17 protein-coding genes are annotated in these 16,931 nt (G+C 43.0%); 4 read left to right on the top strand and 13 right to left on the bottom strand.

Annotated elements, in window-relative coordinates:
• Nucleotides 1-11: 11 nt before the first annotated feature.
• The 5 genes from MKY54_RS09680 to MKY54_RS09660 form a co-directional block, all read right to left on the bottom strand.
• Nucleotides 12-1,064 carry a CapA family protein gene (locus tag MKY54_RS09680; RefSeq protein WP_339190307.1) on the bottom strand — a complete coding sequence of 351 codons (1,053 nt, stop codon included), beginning with the start codon at nucleotides 1,062-1,064 and terminating at the stop codon, nucleotides 12-14.
• 84 nt (nucleotides 1,065-1,148) lie between these two features.
• A complete protein-coding gene (locus MKY54_RS09675; RefSeq protein ID WP_076187130.1) occupies nucleotides 1,149-1,808 on the bottom strand; it encodes a class I SAM-dependent methyltransferase in 660 nt (219 codons plus the stop codon).
• A 152-nt stretch (nucleotides 1,809-1,960) separates the two neighbouring features.
• On the bottom strand, nucleotides 1,961-2,983 hold the full coding sequence (locus tag MKY54_RS09670) for an SDR family oxidoreductase (protein WP_339190306.1): 1,023 nt from the start codon (nucleotides 2,981-2,983) through the stop codon (nucleotides 1,961-1,963).
• Nucleotides 2,984-3,018: 35 nt separating this feature from the next.
• Nucleotides 3,019-3,867 (bottom strand): NAD(P)-dependent oxidoreductase, encoded by an 849-nt coding sequence (locus MKY54_RS09665; protein ID WP_076278563.1) that lies wholly within the window; start codon nucleotides 3,865-3,867, stop codon nucleotides 3,019-3,021.
• 31 nt (nucleotides 3,868-3,898) lie between these two features.
• A complete protein-coding gene (locus MKY54_RS09660) occupies nucleotides 3,899-4,831 on the bottom strand; it encodes an aldo/keto reductase family protein (RefSeq protein ID WP_038569620.1) in 933 nt (310 codons plus the stop codon).
• Nucleotides 4,832-5,005: 174 nt separating this feature from the next.
• Between MKY54_RS09660 and MKY54_RS09655 the strand changes: the two genes are divergently transcribed.
• Nucleotides 5,006-5,350 (top strand): helix-turn-helix domain-containing protein, encoded by a 345-nt coding sequence (locus MKY54_RS09655; protein ID WP_036684053.1) that lies wholly within the window; start codon nucleotides 5,006-5,008, stop codon nucleotides 5,348-5,350.
• Between the two features lie 657 nt (nucleotides 5,351-6,007).
• On the opposite strand, the gene MKY54_RS09650 is transcribed toward MKY54_RS09655, so the two are convergent.
• The 7 genes from MKY54_RS09650 to MKY54_RS09620 all read right to left on the bottom strand — a co-directional run bounded on the left by MKY54_RS09650 (nucleotide 6,008) and on the right by MKY54_RS09620 (nucleotide 12,402).
• Entirely contained in the window at nucleotides 6,008-7,009 is a 1,002-nt protein-coding gene (locus MKY54_RS09650) for an anti sigma factor C-terminal domain-containing protein (protein WP_076309816.1), read from the bottom strand.
• Nucleotides 7,006-7,497, bottom strand: coding sequence for an RNA polymerase sigma factor (locus tag MKY54_RS09645; RefSeq protein WP_036684055.1), 492 nt, complete (start codon nucleotides 7,495-7,497; stop codon nucleotides 7,006-7,008). The genes MKY54_RS09650 and MKY54_RS09645 overlap by 4 nt, the downstream gene beginning before the upstream one ends.
• Nucleotides 7,498-7,640: 143 nt before the next feature.
• Nucleotides 7,641-8,801, bottom strand: a complete 1,161-nt coding sequence (locus MKY54_RS09640) for an S-layer homology domain-containing protein (RefSeq protein WP_339190304.1) — start codon at nucleotides 8,799-8,801, stop codon at nucleotides 7,641-7,643.
• 254 nt (nucleotides 8,802-9,055) lie between these two features.
• Nucleotides 9,056-10,192 carry an ABC transporter permease subunit gene (locus MKY54_RS09635; protein WP_076305664.1) on the bottom strand — a complete coding sequence of 379 codons (1,137 nt, stop codon included), beginning with the start codon at nucleotides 10,190-10,192 and terminating at the stop codon, nucleotides 9,056-9,058.
• Between the two features lie 5 nt (nucleotides 10,193-10,197).
• Nucleotides 10,198-11,061: an ABC transporter ATP-binding protein gene (locus MKY54_RS09630; RefSeq protein ID WP_076187118.1), complete on the bottom strand. Its 864-nt coding sequence runs from the start codon at nucleotides 11,059-11,061 to the stop codon at nucleotides 10,198-10,200.
• The gene (locus tag MKY54_RS09625; RefSeq protein ID WP_076187116.1) at nucleotides 11,051-11,875 is read right to left on the bottom strand and encodes a hypothetical protein; all 825 of its coding nucleotides are present in this window, start codon (nucleotides 11,873-11,875) and stop codon (nucleotides 11,051-11,053) included. The genes MKY54_RS09630 and MKY54_RS09625 overlap by 11 nt, the downstream gene beginning before the upstream one ends.
• A complete protein-coding gene (locus tag MKY54_RS09620) occupies nucleotides 11,872-12,402 on the bottom strand; it encodes an RNA polymerase sigma factor (protein WP_076187114.1) in 531 nt (176 codons plus the stop codon). Before MKY54_RS09620 ends, MKY54_RS09625 begins: the two co-directional genes overlap by 4 nt.
• A gap of 619 nt (nucleotides 12,403-13,021) precedes the next feature.
• Between MKY54_RS09620 and MKY54_RS09615 the strand changes: the two genes are divergently transcribed.
• The 3 genes from MKY54_RS09615 (at nucleotide 13,022) to MKY54_RS09605 (ending at nucleotide 15,850) form a co-directional block, all read left to right on the top strand.
• Complete coding sequence (locus MKY54_RS09615) at nucleotides 13,022-13,930, top strand: ROK family protein (protein WP_076125133.1); 909 nt, start codon at nucleotides 13,022-13,024, stop codon at nucleotides 13,928-13,930.
• Between the two features lie 36 nt (nucleotides 13,931-13,966).
• Complete coding sequence (locus MKY54_RS09610; RefSeq protein WP_076124819.1) at nucleotides 13,967-14,584, top strand: sugar O-acetyltransferase; 618 nt, start codon at nucleotides 13,967-13,969, stop codon at nucleotides 14,582-14,584.
• A gap of 66 nt (nucleotides 14,585-14,650) precedes the next feature.
• Nucleotides 14,651-15,850: an MFS transporter gene (locus MKY54_RS09605; RefSeq protein ID WP_076125131.1), complete on the top strand. Its 1,200-nt coding sequence runs from the start codon at nucleotides 14,651-14,653 to the stop codon at nucleotides 15,848-15,850.
• Nucleotides 15,851-16,161: 311 nt separating this feature from the next.
• On the opposite strand, the gene MKY54_RS09600 is transcribed toward MKY54_RS09605, so the two are convergent.
• Nucleotides 16,162-16,914 carry an HAD-IIB family hydrolase gene (locus MKY54_RS09600; RefSeq protein WP_339190302.1) on the bottom strand — a complete coding sequence of 251 codons (753 nt, stop codon included), beginning with the start codon at nucleotides 16,912-16,914 and terminating at the stop codon, nucleotides 16,162-16,164.
• Between the last annotated feature and the right edge of the window lie 17 nt (nucleotides 16,915-16,931).

Raw genomic sequence — 16,931 nt, 5'->3', positions numbered from 1 at the left:
GTTTGTATTTATTAAAGCTCTTTCTCCGTGACCCTGCCGTTAGCATCTATGTTGGCATTAAAAGATAGGGTGTTCAGGATCTTAATCGTTTTCCTATTGTAGGAATCATCCATAAAATTGGGCTGTCCGCCAATGATTTTGACAGGGGTAATCTTGCTGGTCATCTTGGAGTCCTTAATCTCAACGTTCAATAGCATAGAATTAAGTGTTTTTTCCCCACCACGTGTGGAGCGATTAAACACAAAATTCCCAAGTGAATAATAAATGGGCTTGTGCTTATAGTATTCGATGCCCATAAGGCAGTGACTGTGTGCGCCAAGGATTAAATCCGCCCCGCTATCAATCATCTGTTTAGCTAGTGTGCGAGCGTACTTTTCAGGGAAATCCTTAAACTCTTCATTCCAGTGAATATATACGATCGTGAAATCATTCTCCTTGGACATCTTCTGAATGGCGCTAAGCATAGGCTGCGAGGTGTAAGCTGAAGCGGCTCCCGGTTTGTTTTTGCCGGCATACCATGAAGGATTTGAAAGCACACGGCTAACACCAAGGATGGCGATCTTTTTCCCTTTTACCGTCTTAGTATAAGGCTTGAACGCTTCGTCTTCATCTTTGCCAGCACCTGTATGGCCAATCTTGTTTCGATCCAAATGGATCAGCGTGTCGAGCATAGCGTCTTTTCCATAATCCAAAATATGATTATTCGCCAAGGACACTCCATCAATCCCTGCATAGGTTAAGCCGCCCAACGTTGCTGGTTTGGATCTGAAGGCAAAGGTTTTCTCTGCCGCTTTCCCTCGGATAGACACAGGCGTCTCCAGATTGGCGAAGGCGATGTCAGCCTTTTGCAGAGTAGGTGCGACCTTTACAAACGGAAAGTTCACCCCATATTTAGCAATCTGATCGCCAACAAAACCGTCCAAAAGGATATCACCCGCAAAAGCAAGCTTTATAGGATCTGAAGATAGTGAAGCTGCACTGGAAGCAGATGTCACAGGAACTATTAGTGATAACATAAGTGTAATGAGTGCTATTCTACGCAAAACCTTCGATCCTAATCTCAAAAAATACAGCCTCCTCTCATCTTTTGTTAGCTATGATCCTAGCATACTGGAAAGAGGTTACTAAATTAAGAGTAGAAAGACCTGTTATTCCTTTGCTTTTTTCAGAACGGCTCTAAAACAATTTAATCCACCCCATGCATCCGTATGCACAGCATCCGCAGGCAATTCAAAATCTGTCTCCCCCCAATACTGAAATCCAGTTTGTAGCAGCAGGTCATTCATAAGACTCAGATTTACCGTTGGATAATCAAATGTCAATACCAATAATCCTTCTTCGTTCAACGTCCGGTGAAATTCCCGTAAAGTACCGACCGTATCCTCAAAGCTCAAATGCTCCAATACCGATATGCAAAAAACAGTGTCAAAGCTTTCATCCTCATAAGGCAGATCCGTCAGATTAGCTTGAGCGAAATGCAGGTTGTTTGTTCTTCTAGCGATAACCTGCTTCGCCGCTTTTTCCCCAATCTCACTCTCAATACATTCTTGGATAGCTTTTGGGTAAATAACCCTACTGTCCATATCGCAGGCATAGACCTCTGCACAAACCCCTGCCAAATAAAACTTCAAGGGATGAGGAATCCCACAGGCTGCATCCAGCACAACACCATGCGGAGAAATAAAGTTAATACACCACTCATATTCAAAGGGACGGCTCCACCATGATTCCGGCAGATCATAAATTAACTTCTCACGACGTGCATCTGAATTTACGAAAAAACGCGAGACAAAGGGATGGGTTGGCATGGCCAGGACTCCTTTTTCAACGGAATTTTAGGTAGTGAGAGTATATTCATGATTTGCTGATTCATTCCATAACCTTACATTGAACGAGACAAACCCAAAAAAACGGCTGCTCCCTTAGGAACAGACCGTCTTTAAATATAACTGTATAAACCTTATGCGTAGAATGAAAGAGGTTTGGCCTCAATTCCATGTCTCTCGATCAACTTATCAAGTAACGCAGACCATTCCGCATCGACCGTACATTGCTCAGGATGAGCCTCGAACCAAGCAACCGACTGCTTGATCCCTTCGGAGAAAGGCACAGTAGCCTGGAAGTCAGGTACGAAACGTTTGATTTTGCTATTATCAAAAACACTGCTTACCGCTTGATCACCGATCAAGCCATCCGCTGTCCCTGGAGGGGAAAAGGCTGTGATAAAGTCTGTGGAGATATGCACCACTTTAGGTTCCACACCTGCCGCTTGTCCGATGGCCGCATAGATCTGATTCCAATTTAATACCTCGTCGGAAGTTATATGAATGGCCTCGCCTATCGCTTCCGGATGTCCAAGCAATCCAACGAAACCTTTGGCAAAATCCGAATTATGTGTCAGTGTCCACAAAGAGGTTCCATCTCCATGTATGACTAAAGGTAAGCCACGGCGGATACGATCGATCAGTGACCAAGGATGCTGGCCACTCGTGAGTGCCGCAGGGATGGCTGTATTTCCATAGGTATGGGAAGGACGAACAATCGTAACCGGGAATCCGTTCGCCTTGTAAGCTCCCATCAACAGCTGCTCACACGCAATTTTATTCCTCGAGTACTCCCAATAAGGATTCTCCAGCGGTGTCTCTTCTGTGATTACATAATTACGCTGCGGTTTCTGATAAGCAGAGGCTGAGCTGATAAAAATGTACTGCTTCGTTTTACCTGTGAACAGGTCAATGTCTGCCTGCACATGTTCCGGTGTAAAAGCAATCCAGTCTACCACTACATCAAATTCGTAATCTCGTAATACTAATGCGGCTTCTGCCGGATTACGAATGTCTCCTTTAATTACTTTTGCACCTTCTGGAACGAATTCATCCCGCTGTCCTCTGTTGAACAAATACAGCTCGATTCCTTGATCTACAGCCAACGGGGATACAGCCTGACTAATTAATCCCGTACCTCCGATAAATAAGACCTTCATTTTGCACGCTCCTTATAGTGAATCCGGCTCGTTATTTACTGGTTAACAAAATCTCGCCATACGTGCTTCGGCTGCCAATTTAGCAGCTTTTTGGCCTTCTCATTACTAAGTAGCGACTCGTGACCCTCCAGCGGCTGGCGGAAATCCGTCACCTCTGGATAACGTGCGGCCATTAGCTCTCTGCTAGGAACAGCCATGCTGGTCTCATCTGCACATATATTAAGAGCAACCGCTCCCAATCCATCCGTTTCGATTGCCAATTGGCAAGCTGTTGCTACATCCCGTGTATCTATATAACTCCATAGAATCCGATCGCGCTGCGCTGGATCATGAATGAAGGAAGGGAAACGTTCATACGCCGATGGATCAATAACATTTCCGATTCTTAGGGAAACGACCTGTATACCCTTTCTGCGATAGAACATCTCAGCGGTTTGCTCATTCACAACCTTAGACAGACCGTAGCTGTCTTCAGGTAACTGTGGATGCTCCTCATCCATAGGCACATACTTCGGCCCCAAAGGATTAACCGCAAAACAGATTCCGTAAGAGGATTCACTGGAAGCAATCACTGCTTTCCGAATCCCGAGACCCGCTGCAGCCTCCAAAATGTTATAGGTAGATACTACATTATTTTGAAAGGTAACCTCACTTGTCTTTATATTTGCAGCTGGGATTGCAGCCAAATGTACAACTGCATCAGCGCCTGCGAGCACACCATATACTTCACCCAAATTATTCAAATCAGCAATCATCGTTTGGCACAAAGAATCTGCGGATTTTTGCGTATCTACATTCACAACCTCATACCCTTGCTCTACAAAATGCCGGACCACCCATCTGCCCAACATCCCACTGCCGCCTGTAACAACTACTTTCGCCATGAGTGTGTCTCCTTTTTTATGAAGCTAACAACTACTCCAGAATCTCCTCAATCTGCTTCAAAATCTCTTCCGAAAGCTCAATACCTGAAGCCTTAACATTCTCTTCGACCTGCTGCGGACGGCTGGCACCCACCAGCGCACTAGCTACATTAGGTTGACGCAAAATCCAAGCCAAAGCCAAATTCCCAACAGAAATATTCAGCTCCGTGGCGATCCCACTCAATTGGCGGACTTTTTCAATCTTTTCTTCTGTAATCGAATCTTTTAATCGATCCAGCTTAGCAGCACGGCTATCCTCAGGGATGTCCGTGTTATACTTTCCAGTTAACAGCCCTTGAGCCAGTGGAGAAAATACTACCTGTCCAATCCCACGGCGCTCGCCAAGCGGAATAATCTCTTTCTCAATATAACGGTTAAACATATTATAAATCGGCTGATTAACAACAATATGATCTAGCAAATAGCGGTCTGCTACAGCTAACGCATCGGTCATTTGCGCCGCCGTCCACTCACTAACACCGACATAATATACCTTGCCTTGCCGAACCAGATCATCTAGCGCACGTAAGGTCTCTTCAATTGGAGTTTCCGGATCAAAACGGTGGCAATACATAATATCCACGTATTCTACTCCGAGACGTTTCAAGCTAGCATGACACTGTTCCGTGATATGTTTGCGGGATAGTCCACGGTCGTTAGGTCCCGAGCCCATTTCCCCGTATACTTTAGTAGCTAATACATAGGACTCACGAGAGTAGTTACGTAAAGTCTCACCTAGTACTTTCTCGGCAGCACCTTTTTCATAAACATTTGCAGTATCAAAAAAATTTACGCCTAAGTCGTAAGCGGTTTCAATGGCATTAACAGCATTATCTCTTTCCACATAGCCTCCGTATGTCAGCCAGCTTCCCAAACTAATCTCACTGACTTTTAAACCGGTTCCACCTAATCTGCGATATTTCATAATAACTGCTCCTCTCCATAGTTCCGTGTTTGATTTTGGCAGGTTGCTTAGCACTCATATTCATTCTAGAATAGTTTGTATATAATAGAAAGAAGTGAAAATTAGTTTATTATATGATCTCTAGTGTAGTTACTATACTAGAGTATAGTAGCTTCACAAACAGGAGGAGATACCTTGAAGACAGCTAAATCTACTAATAATTATATCCCCAAAACCCCTGTTACTATTGAATGTAATGTTGAAAAAACACTTGAAGTATTAGGTGGAAAATGGGCCTTTCTTGTCCTCAGAGAGCTATTCGACGGCACGCAGCGTTTTGGGGCACTGCAACGAAAAATCACTAATGTTTCTCCCCGCGCACTAACCACTACGTTGCGCCATCTGGAGGAGCATGGTGTGCTTGAACGTCACGTATTTCCGACTGTTCCTGTTACGGTAGAATATTCGCTTACTCCCAAAGGTGAGGATTTACATCAAATTTTGAAGGAAATGAAGCTGTGGTCCGCGAAATGGACTTAGCTTGAGCAGATTGTGACTGATGAAAAAAGAAGCTGTCCAAAAAGTAGAGAATTCTACTTATAGGGCAGCTTCTTTTTTATAAATAGGCTATACAATGGATGGATTGTTACTTTAACCCATGGGATATGTGCGGCGTGCGATGTGCGGTGTGCGGTGTGCGATGTATGATGTACGCTTTAGTGTAATTGGGGAAAAACTCCCGAAAAATAGCCGAAATTCGCTAAAAAAGAGCATTATGAGGGAATTTCTCCCTAAAAATCGAGGTAATTCCTTTATTTTTCACCAAATCAGGTAAATCACAGGGAGGTTTTCCCTAATTATAAGTTAGATGACCAAATATCTAAGAATTATAGGGAGAAATTCCCTAATTATAGAGTCGGAATACGGATTTGGTTAACTAAAAACAACCGGAGATATCAGCGATTTCTGCGATCACGTCATAGACAAATTACCACTTGAGGTCAGCAGGCTTTGCCTTGCCTTCAATCTCCTACTGAAGCAGATCGCGGATAATCAAAAACGCAGAGCAGCGAAGATCCAATAGGAGGATGAATCGCTGCTCTTTCCCTTGCATTTTTGAAAATGAAGGAGAGATCGTCTCTTTTCGTAGAAAATCCACATATAGAATAACCCCTCCAGCATTTTTACTATATTGATCTAATATTTATCCACAATCGCGCCGAGAACTGCCGTATTTACATAGGGTTTTCCTTTGAGGCTTTGGAGCTCTTTCGCAGTTCCAGTAACGACAACTCCCAATAGCTGTACATCACTGGCGTCCGGCGCCGCTTTATCCTTTTTCAAGTAATTCGAGATTCGCTCAAACTCTCCGTAATGCTTGCCCTTCATCTGAAGCCCATAGGTTAAGGATTGTAAAAAATCCTCTGGTTTCGGCTTAAATAACCCTTCCCATTCCCCACCGTAGCCATATACTTGTCTAGCAGATTCCGGTAAGGCATATTTATTCGGGCTGCTGTCATTCCTAATAAACTCAAGGTTCTTTTTATTGTCATACGTATCTACCCAATACCAAGTCTGTGTCAAACCCGCCGGCAGCATCTTCTCTACCTCTACCTGAGTGTAGCTTTTATCAAAAGAAACAGCCATTTCTACGAGCTTGCCAGGTTCCATTTGTTCGAGTGAAGGCAGGTCATTCAGCACTTTTTCGTTATAATTCACTCCAGGCACATAAAACATCATTTCCCGCTGACCATTTTGACTGTTATATCCTCGGTAGTATTCATAATTTTGCTGTGTCATTACCGGGTCAGGAACATTTATACTAGAGTATCCCCTATTAAGCAGAGAAAACCGGCTGCCCATATCGAAATACAGTTTTTTAGTATCCCATACGATGGGCACACCCTCAACAACTTTGTAAGTGCTCAGTTCAACTTTACCCGATAGAAACCCTAAATCAAGCTCAGTTCTCAACTCCTGAAGGTTAGGACTGCTAATCTTCATCATGATCCTCTCTTCATCCAAACCACGCATCGCCAACCAGCTTGTCAGATGGGCGTTACCCAGCATCCCGCCGAATAATACTATAACCGTCACCACTAGAGAAATGATTGTGTTTCGAATCATTGTTTTTCGTTTTGCCTTCTTAATTACTTTTGAAAGGTTCTGATCATCCTTTTGTTCCCATGGAGCTGTCATTCCGCTTCACCTCTATACTTTTTTTGAAATTGCTTGCGGGCACGAAACAATGCCGATTTGACTGTATCTGTCGTAATTCCCAGAAGCTCAGCTATCTCCTGATAGGACAGCTCCAGCTCATACTTCATAATAATGAGTTGTTTATGGAGCGGTAGAAGCTCATCCAACACTCTTTCGATGTCTTCCCGTTTCTCTTTTAACAGCACATGATCCTCTGGCAATTCCATATCCGGCACATCTACATAGTCAATAGGAATGACTATCCGCTTGCGGCGGCGGCACAGATCATAGTAGCGATTGATCGCTACTTTATATAACCATGCACTGAATTTGTTCTCATCAATGGAATCAATATACAAAAGAGCCTTATACACCGTATCCTGTACGATATCTTCAGCGTCGGCTGCAGGTGCCCCGAGACGAATCAAGTATTTTTGAATTTCTAACATTTTAGGTTGAAGTATCTGATGTAGCTGCCCGGGCTTCATCCTGCACCTCCCTTCGTATGTATAACGATAAAGTTCTCGGAATGTTAGCTTATGAGGTGAAAAAAATTATAAAACAAAAGACGGCTGCCTCAAAAAGACATGCCGTCACATTTCAAAGAATGAATAAGGTTCCAGTACAATTCCTATTTATCCGTAGGATTCATTGCCTGCTGAGCTGTAGATATGAGTATGGTTTGAACTTTCAGAGATTGTTTGTCAATAATGAAGCCTATATAGAACCCACCCTCCATATTATCCATTTCAAAAGGTGACAATCGGGGCTCATACACTCCACCCTTGTTCTCAAACCAGTAACTCACTATAATCCCGTATTCGTTATCCACTGCAACGTATGTACCGTATGCCTTTAGCACATCTTCCAATGTACTTACCCCAGGTCGAATATTGTTCAATGTACCTATGTGGATTGGATCAATGCGCTCATTATCTTTGTCTATTTTCCAAGCGTTCAGCCGACCTTCGGTATCATAATGTACAGATACTTCTTTATACATTTCATTATTGAATACATCTTGACCTGTTGAATCCCCGTAATGTTCCTCTACTAACATTCTTGAACTCCCAAAATCAATAAAAAGATTACGTCCACTATCCGCTATTCCGAAATCACGATCAGTTACCGGAACCGCTATAAAATCCTTCAAGCCTGTACCCTGTTCCGGTAATGACGGTAATAGACTCCGATCCGATCGTTCTTCTGGACGAGAAATTACAGTATATATTCCCTTAAGCTTGAGCATTCTCATCCATTGTATAGCCTCTGCTCTTGTAAGCGGGAGATTTCCTTTGAAACCTACTAGCGTTGGCTCTCCGGGAAGTGGAAGTAGAGAGTTACCCAGCAAATAAACCACGGAATCCGTGTCGTTGTAATTCATCCCTAGACCAGATACAACTAACCTTGCGGCGGCCATTCTGGTGATTGGAGCCGATCTTGCCACTGGATATTGTAGTCCAGTAACTGGATGATTCCACCACTTAGCCATTCTATACGGTGCTGCTGTCCATTCTTCGCCTATGCTAGTAGCCTTTGGATAGCCGAAAGAAAGATAAAATAATTTCAAAAATTCTGCTTCCGTAATCGGCTGATCCGGTCGAAAGCTCCCATCATCATAACCAACCATCAATTGGTTGCCCAACGCCCAGCGCACCCAAGGCTCGGACCAGTGACCTTGAATGTCAGTGAACAGTGAATATGCCGGATCCTCCTCACCGTCCTCTTCCACTTCTTCATATGTCCCTGTATTCTCGTACGTTGTCGTGTCAGCATGAACTCTATAACTCACGTTGCCGCATGTTACAATTGTCCCTGAGATAAGACCTAGTACCAATAGCTTCATTATCTTCAATTTAATAATCCCTTTCGTTCTTATCGGTAAGGGGTTCCTGCTCTCTTTGTCAGGTTTATCGTGATTAACCCTTTATCTTAACTATCGGGTAAAAAGTCTGATTCGTAAATATACTGCTCTCCTTTTTCACAAGAAAAGCCAAAAAAGATCGCTCCCCTTCATAGCGGGAACGATCTTAACCTACCTACTACTTAGACCTTTAATCGACGTTCGAAAGCTTTGGGGATAAGCATTATAGCAATTATACCTATAATTATCACCGAAAGGATTGACAAGGGTAGATGTAATATAGGGATGCCAAAAATGTTATAGGATACATATTTTTCGATTAAGGATCTGCTAACCATTACACCTGACGGCAAAAAAGAGATTATTTTGCCCAACATTCCAGGCAAAGAGAAAAGGGGAAGAATAACTAAGAATGCTGCCAGTCCAAGACTGCTTAAGCTACTCCGACACAAAGCGGATATCAGCGCTGTCAATAACAAAAGACCACATGCAGCCAGCAAGGTTACAGCATATTTCACGGCAAATCCCTGCAGCTGGGTTAAGGCATATGGAGTCTCATCAAAATAAAAGTAACTATTCAGCGGGGCATTCCAGCCCACGAAGCCGAACGGTAAACAGGCCAGCAATGTGCAAATCCCGTAAAAAAGAGTAACCCAGCTAAACGTAACTATAAATCCAGCTAATAGTTTTGCCGCAACAATCTTCAACCTTCCGTATTTACTAGATAGAATAAGTGCATCCATTCTATAGTTTTCCTCGCCGGAGAACAGGGAGGCCAGTGCAAATACTAGAATAAGACCGATCAAAAGATCCCCGACGCCAGGCGAGCTCGAAAAAAATATATGTAATAAGTCCCAGTCCTCAGTTACATAAAACCCCCGTGGTTTTCCCTCCTCCAGCATGGAGAGCTTTTTAGTAACATCTCTTAGCGCATAAGATCCTGGTTCTTGCCTCTCCATTAAAACCTTCTGCTCTCTCAGCTCTGTTAAATTTCTGTTGAATTGATCTACCATATAAGCTGTACCAGCATAGTGTTGCTCCAGAATTCGTTTCATCTTCTCCTCTTTGGGCCAAGCGCTGTCTTCAGCATATTCTTCTTTGAGTCTAGGTGCGTATTTCAAAGCTAAATCTGGTTGAATCGGTCCTAGATGAGCGGCGATAGCTTCAGGCTTTTCCTTGTTTACAACCAATAGACTATCCGTACCGGATGGGTAGAAACTAACAAAACAAAAAATGGCTAATGCAATACTTCCAGCTATAGAAATCCAGACTCTGGGAATCATAATTTTACGTAATTCAAACATCACCAGACGTTTCATGTGTGTCATCCCCTCCGAAAATAATGCATATATACATCTTCTAATGAAGGATTCACCATCAGTGCATTCTCAACTGGCAAAGTCTTGCTGACTACCCGAACCACTAGTCCAGTATCTGTCTGCTGCACATTCACTACAGTTCCATTCTCTTCGATTTGAGCCAGCAACCGCCCGGGGACATGTGCCTCCCAAACCTCTCCTTGCAATTCATTGGTCAACTCCTTAATTGTTCCTTGACGAAGTAACTCTCCTCGCCCCATCAGTAGCACCTGTTTAGCTATATGATCAACATCAGAAACGATATGAGTAGACAAAATAACGATGCGCTCATTTGATATTTCAGAAATTAAATTTCGAAATCTTACGCGTTCCGAGGGGTCAAGTCCTGCTGTGGGCTCATCCAGAATGAGGATGCCCGGATTATTAAGCAATGCTTGAGCGATACCGAGTCTACGTTTCATTCCGCCGGAATACTTACCACATTTTTTATCCATTTCTCCGGATAGATTAACCATTTGAGCAAGAACCTCTATACGATCACTCGCCTCCTTCTTGGTCAACCCCTTTAGGGCAGCAACATAATACAAGAAATCGCGAGCTGAAAAATGATTGTACATCCCCAGTTCCTGCGGTAAATAACCTATCTGAGCCCGGTACTGATCCCCCATATCATCCTTGTTTTGTCCATCTAAAAGTACATTTCCACGAGTCGGATACAGAATATCTGCAACAATACGCATCAATGTCGTTTTTCCTGTTCCGTTAGGTCCTAGAAGACCATACACACCAGGTGACATAGAAAGGTTGATCGTATTTAAAATTCGCTTTTTGCCGAAATCATGTACAATATTACATAGTTTAAGCTCCAATCAGAAACCCTCCCCTGCTCAATATTCTGGATTGAAACCTCATGGCTAGGCTAAATACCACTGCCGACAGAACGCCCAGTCCCATTAACCAAAATAACTCGACCGACATCGTCCATCTCACTGCAAATTCTCCGGAAAATAAAATCATCCAAAAGAGAGGCAACATGAAGAGTACGGTCGTTAATTGTCTAAAATTACGTATCAGCGTGGATAATACTAACGCTACCGCCGCATTGTTTAGGATCGGGATGCACCATAGCAGGGTCATACGCAGCATAAACTCCGTTCCCCCTACCGGGGTTACCATAGCAGTTACACTAACGTTAATCAGTAGTGAGATCACCCCTGCCATAAGGAACCGAGCTTGCACATACCGATGCAACGGAATTCTAAAACTACGTGCGAGTTCTCCCATTCCACAGAGCGTATTCCGAGCCGTATGAGAGACGACCACCAGTAAAGGAATACAACCCACGATGGACAGAATGAACATAGGGCTAACAATCTCCATAACACTCAGCACCAAATATCCTACTACAAACAAGATCACACCAAGCACAACCTCTTTCCACCATCCCTGTGAAAAAAGAATCCTCAGCTGTTGCCGTGCAAATAGAGGAACGGGTGGTACTGGCGCAGGTAAAGCCCGCTTGGATTTTCTCCACCTGCTCATGGCTTCTTCTGCAAAACCGTCAAGGCGTGGCGGTTCAGGAATGCACCTGATATAATTCACGATCTCCTCTACAGACTCTGCTGTCATCTCATCCTGTAAATTCAGATTGAGGTAATCTTGATGGTTACGTTTAACCCTCATTTTCCTGCTCCTTTCTTTAGGGGTTGGGATATGTCCTCTTGCTTGGAATAGCTTAGTAAATCACGTAATTTAATCAGCGATCGGCTTACCCTTGACTTCACAGTAGATTCAGGTTCATCAGTTACGGCAGCTATTTCTGTAAACGTAAATTCATATTTATACCTTAACAAGAGCGCATCCCTCTGTTCCTCTGGCAGTGAGTAAATCGCGGCGTATACCTGCTTAACCTCTTCACGAATTAATATTCCTTCAAGAAAATCTCCTTCGACTGTGATTTCATCAGATAAGCTTTGATTCAACTCTGCTTGCCGAGCACCTTTGCTGCGAAAATAGTCAATGCAGACATTTTGCGCGATCGCCATCAACCAAGCTCGAAAACTCCCCTGTTTATTTTGATAGCTGTCAAGCTTGGCCCATGCTTTTTCATACACCGTCTGTGCAAGATCCCAGGCCAATTCGTCATTATGTATTTTCCATCTGATGAATCGATAAATATCACTATAGGTATGCCGAATTAATAATTCCACCGCTGCCTCATTGCCCTGCTGCGCTTCTGTGACCCATTTGTCCTCCCCGATTTAATTCCCCTCCAATCTACCAATCTACCAATCTACCAATCTACTAAATATAACGAAATCGCCTACGAAGTAGACGCATCACATTAAAAAGACCAACCAGAAGGTTCTGGCTGGCCGAATATAAATTTTCCCTAGATTATGTCCCCGGTTCAAATTGTGAGTGAACATTTTTAGCTTGTATCTTAGTGAATTATATAACATTGATTCTATTAATTTCCATGGTGCACACTCATTACAAGTGGTCTTTTTGTGAAAATCTTCGTAAATGGTGAACCTCCTCTTGACCTTACATTTAATTAGACACCGCAGGTTGATTAAAAGCCACATGTCCGGTCAAAAAAATCCATAATAAAAAACTGTCGATTGCTAGACAATTATATAGAGCCAAGTTATAGTATTGATAATACTTTTAATAACCATTTTCAAAAGTCTAGAGGTGAATAAAATAAACCAAATCGCAAACAATTCTATTCGTGTTAAAAAGATAAATCAGGAGCTTATCAAGCAGGCCTTGAAATCGATGAAGGAAGGAACCAAATCCACGATTGCAAGTGCCACCGGATTAAGTATTGCTACCTGCGGAAATATCCTGAATGAACTTCTCGAGACTGGTGAAGTCATTGAGACTGAACTGGAGGCTTCAAATGGAGGCCGACCGGCCAGACGATTTATCTATAACGCTGATTTTTCCTATATTGCATGTATCTATGCCAAAATTGAGGATGGCCAGAAATCCATAACCTATGCGGTGACCAATTCAGTTGGTGATCGTGTGGATCATGGATGGATGGAATTAGAGTACATAGATACTGAAGCCATCGACCATCTGCTGGATACGCTTATCCAACAATATAACAACATCAAGGCAGTAGGGATTGGGATTCCCGGCCTTGCTCACCAAGGTGTCATTAATATCTGTGACATTAAAGAGTTAATTAATGCTCCCTTAGAATCACTACTCAGAGAAAAATACGAGCTTGAAGTCACGATTGAAAATGATATGAATCTGACCGTTTACGGGTTCTATAAACAGCAGGATTATGAAGAGGATAAAACCATTGTCGTGGTAACCTTTATTAAAGGAGCTTTTCCAGGCGCCGGGATGATGATCGACGGGCATATCCACAAAGGTAATACCAGATTTGCTGGTGAAGTCTCTTTTTTACCGTTTGGAATCTCGCGTGAACAGCAATTGAGTAGCTTGGACCACACGGATACCTTCATCCCTTTGGCGGCTCACACTATATCGTCCCTGATTGCAATTATTAATCCAGAGACCATAGCTCTCACAGGAGAGCAAGTCAAACAAGAGAATGTACGGCCGATTTATCAACGTTGTCTGGAAGTGATTCCAGAGGAGCATATGCCTCACTTAATTGTGCTGGATCAACCTGATGATCATTACATGAACGGATTAATTGCGATCACACTGGAAAGCTTAACCTATTCGTTGCAGCTGGTTGAGAAGCGCCGGTAAACATAAAACTAACATATACTTCAGGAGGAACTACAAATGGCAACAAACAAAGAAAACATGATTGCAGGAAAGCTATATATGGCAGGCGGTAAAGAATTAGCAAAGGATAACAAAAGATCCAGAATGCTCACTCGTTTATTTAACAATACGACGGAAGAACAAGGTGAATATAGAGTAGAACTACTCAAGCAATTATTTGAGTCTACAGGAGAGTCATTATATGTTGAACCTCCTTTCCGTTGTGATTACGGCAGTAATATTACCGTTGGCAATAACTTCTACGCTAATTTTGACTGCATTATCCTTGATGTAGCTAAAGTAACGATTGGTAACAATGTTCTCTTTGGACCTAGGGTAGGCGTATATACTGCTGGTCACCCCATAGATGCGGACGTGCGTATCAGTATGCTTGAATTCGGTACACCGATTACCATTGGAAACAACGTGTGGGTTGGTGGAAACGCAGTAATTAATCCTGGGGTAAAAATCGGCAACAATGTAATCATCGGTGCAGGTTCAGTCGTGACTAAGGATATCCCTGACAATGTAATTGCGGTGGGGAACCCATGCAAGGTATTAAGAGCAATCACCGACGACGATAAGCAACACTGGGAAAAACTTAAAGAAGAGTATTACAGAGACATTGAGCAATAAAGTAACCCGTTCTGGGAGGATCTCAATTTGAAAAAGCGCTTCGGGGGATTTAACAAGATTTACGCCATGCAATTGGCAACCATCTTTTTAGGATTTATAGTGTTTGGCATATCGGAAAATATTAAAGGACCTGCCATTCCGCGAATCCAATTCGACTTTAATCTGGACGAGAAACAGCTCGGCACCCTTTTATCCCTAAATGCATTAGGTTATTTGATCGCCTGCTCCTTTACAGCTGTATTGGTTCGGAAGTGGGGGATCAAGGCTGTCAGTATTATTGCTTTTGCATCCATGATATTCTCAGGAGTGTTAATCTATATCTCCCACAGCTATCCCTTCTTCTCAGCTTCTTATTTCCTGATGTACATCGGAAACGGAATGCTCGAGATTGGTCTTGCCATTTTGGGAGCACGCATCTTCGTAAAAAATACCGGGACGATGATGAACTTATCCCATTTTTTCTACGGATTTAGTTCAACCTTAGCTCCACTGCTGGCAACAGGACTCATGTCGGTAAGTATATTTGGCCATCCACTCGACTGGCGCGGAATGTATCTGATTATGCTAAGCTTATCTTTACTGCCTATTCTATCTGCCTTGCGCAGTACATTTCCGGGTGATGATCTTCCGCAAGAGGACCGGATCTCTTTAAAAACGTTGGTCCGCGATCCCGCTTTATGGCTGATGGTGCTTATTCTTTCTTTCGGTGTAGTGTCAGAGCTTGCAGTAGGTGGATGGCTAGTGAATTTTTTGGAAAAAGCATACTTGTGGGATACAGTTACAGCTTCTGGTATGTTGTCCACCTTTTTTCTCTGCTTCTCGCTAGCAAGGCTCCTGCTGGGGCCGGTTACAGATAAGATTGGTTTCAATCTATCGCTTATTATCTTTTCAGCCTTCTCTGCCTTATGTACGTTTGCTGCTATTTTAGGTGGGGAACAGCTCGCGTTTCTATTCGCAGCAGCAGGCATAGGTATCGCTATGATTTATCCGACCGTTATGGCATTTATCGCAAAAAGGTATCCGCATGGCAGTGACACTGCCATCACCTTTACAGTTACACTAATGGGAGTCGGTAGCGTGATTGGCAACTATGCCATAGGTGCAGTGATCGAAGGTGTGAAGCGGCTTTACGGAGCAGAAACACAAACTGGTTTGCTACGTGGTCTTCAAGCTGGGTATGGTTTTATCGGCTTATGTGCAGCTATATGCGCGATATCCGGTTGTGTTTTATATCGTTATTTAAATCACCGCCAAGAACTTATCTAGAATAGTTATCACACTTATTTCTGCTCATCCATGCAAAAAACTTGCTGATTTTTTGGCAGGTTTTTTGTTGCAAATAGCGACCAACCTCCTACCATCGGACTCAAATGTCCTTATTGGCTTCGAAATAGACAGAAATGAGGTTTTTCGGACCCCAGAGTCGTTATTGAGTTGTTTGTGTGCAAAAACCGCTGTCTTCTGACTAGATAACGCCTCCTGAGTCCGAACACTCCGCCTAATGAAGCTAAATCCTGAAATAGCGACTATACAGTCCGCAACAATGACCTCTGAGCTGGTGATCACCATCCCAACAATTATCGCAGACCTCGCACCAGCTCCATTATTTTTCTAACAATCTGCTCTTCACCGCTACTAACCTTTTCCGTTGCAACTTCTCCCAAGGTTATATGATCGCCAACACAAACCGAATGTGCGGAATGTCTAAACATTTCTATATCATTAGCATCGTTACCAAAAGCAATAAATTGCTGCGGTTCTATGCCTAATCTCTTTAGTCCTGTCCATTTGTTCACACCTTGTGGACTTATATCCATAATATCTTCTTGTCCATGCTGGTAGATCACAATCGGCAGATTTTGCAGCTTATGTATAAGTTGTTCCCCGTTCAGACTGCTCAAAATAACTACCTTCACAATCTCATCCAGCTCTGATGGAGTTACATTTTTGGCGCGTTGTTCTGGATCTACATTTCTCCGGATGGGATGGTTCGCAGAACCCGAATATGCATAGTCCCAATGACTATCAATCAAATAAGTTGCATCAAATTCTTCAATCAAATTCAGGATGTTATCCGCAGTCTGTGGGTCAAAATGTATCGTCGAAATAACCTCCCCACCCTTTGCAATAAACGCGCCATTCCCGCCAACCATAGAAAAATGATGCATATGAGCAGGCAACACAGGCAATAAATCACGAATAGGCCGGGCTGACGCAAAAATAACCTCATGTCCTTTTTCAATTAGAGAATCCAAGGCTTGTACAATAAATCCACTCAAAGGTTTGCCGCTAAAACAAATCGTCCCATCTAAATCAAAAATAAATTTCACAGTTAATAACCTCCCCT

Origin of the sequence: Paenibacillus sp. FSL P2-0121 (assembly GCF_037975345.1) — a bacterium.
Lineage (GTDB): Bacteria > Bacillota > Bacilli > Paenibacillales > Paenibacillaceae > Paenibacillus_AQ > Paenibacillus_AQ odorifer.
Note: the sequence above shows the minus strand (reverse complement) of the source record. Positions and strands in the feature narration are given on the sequence as shown.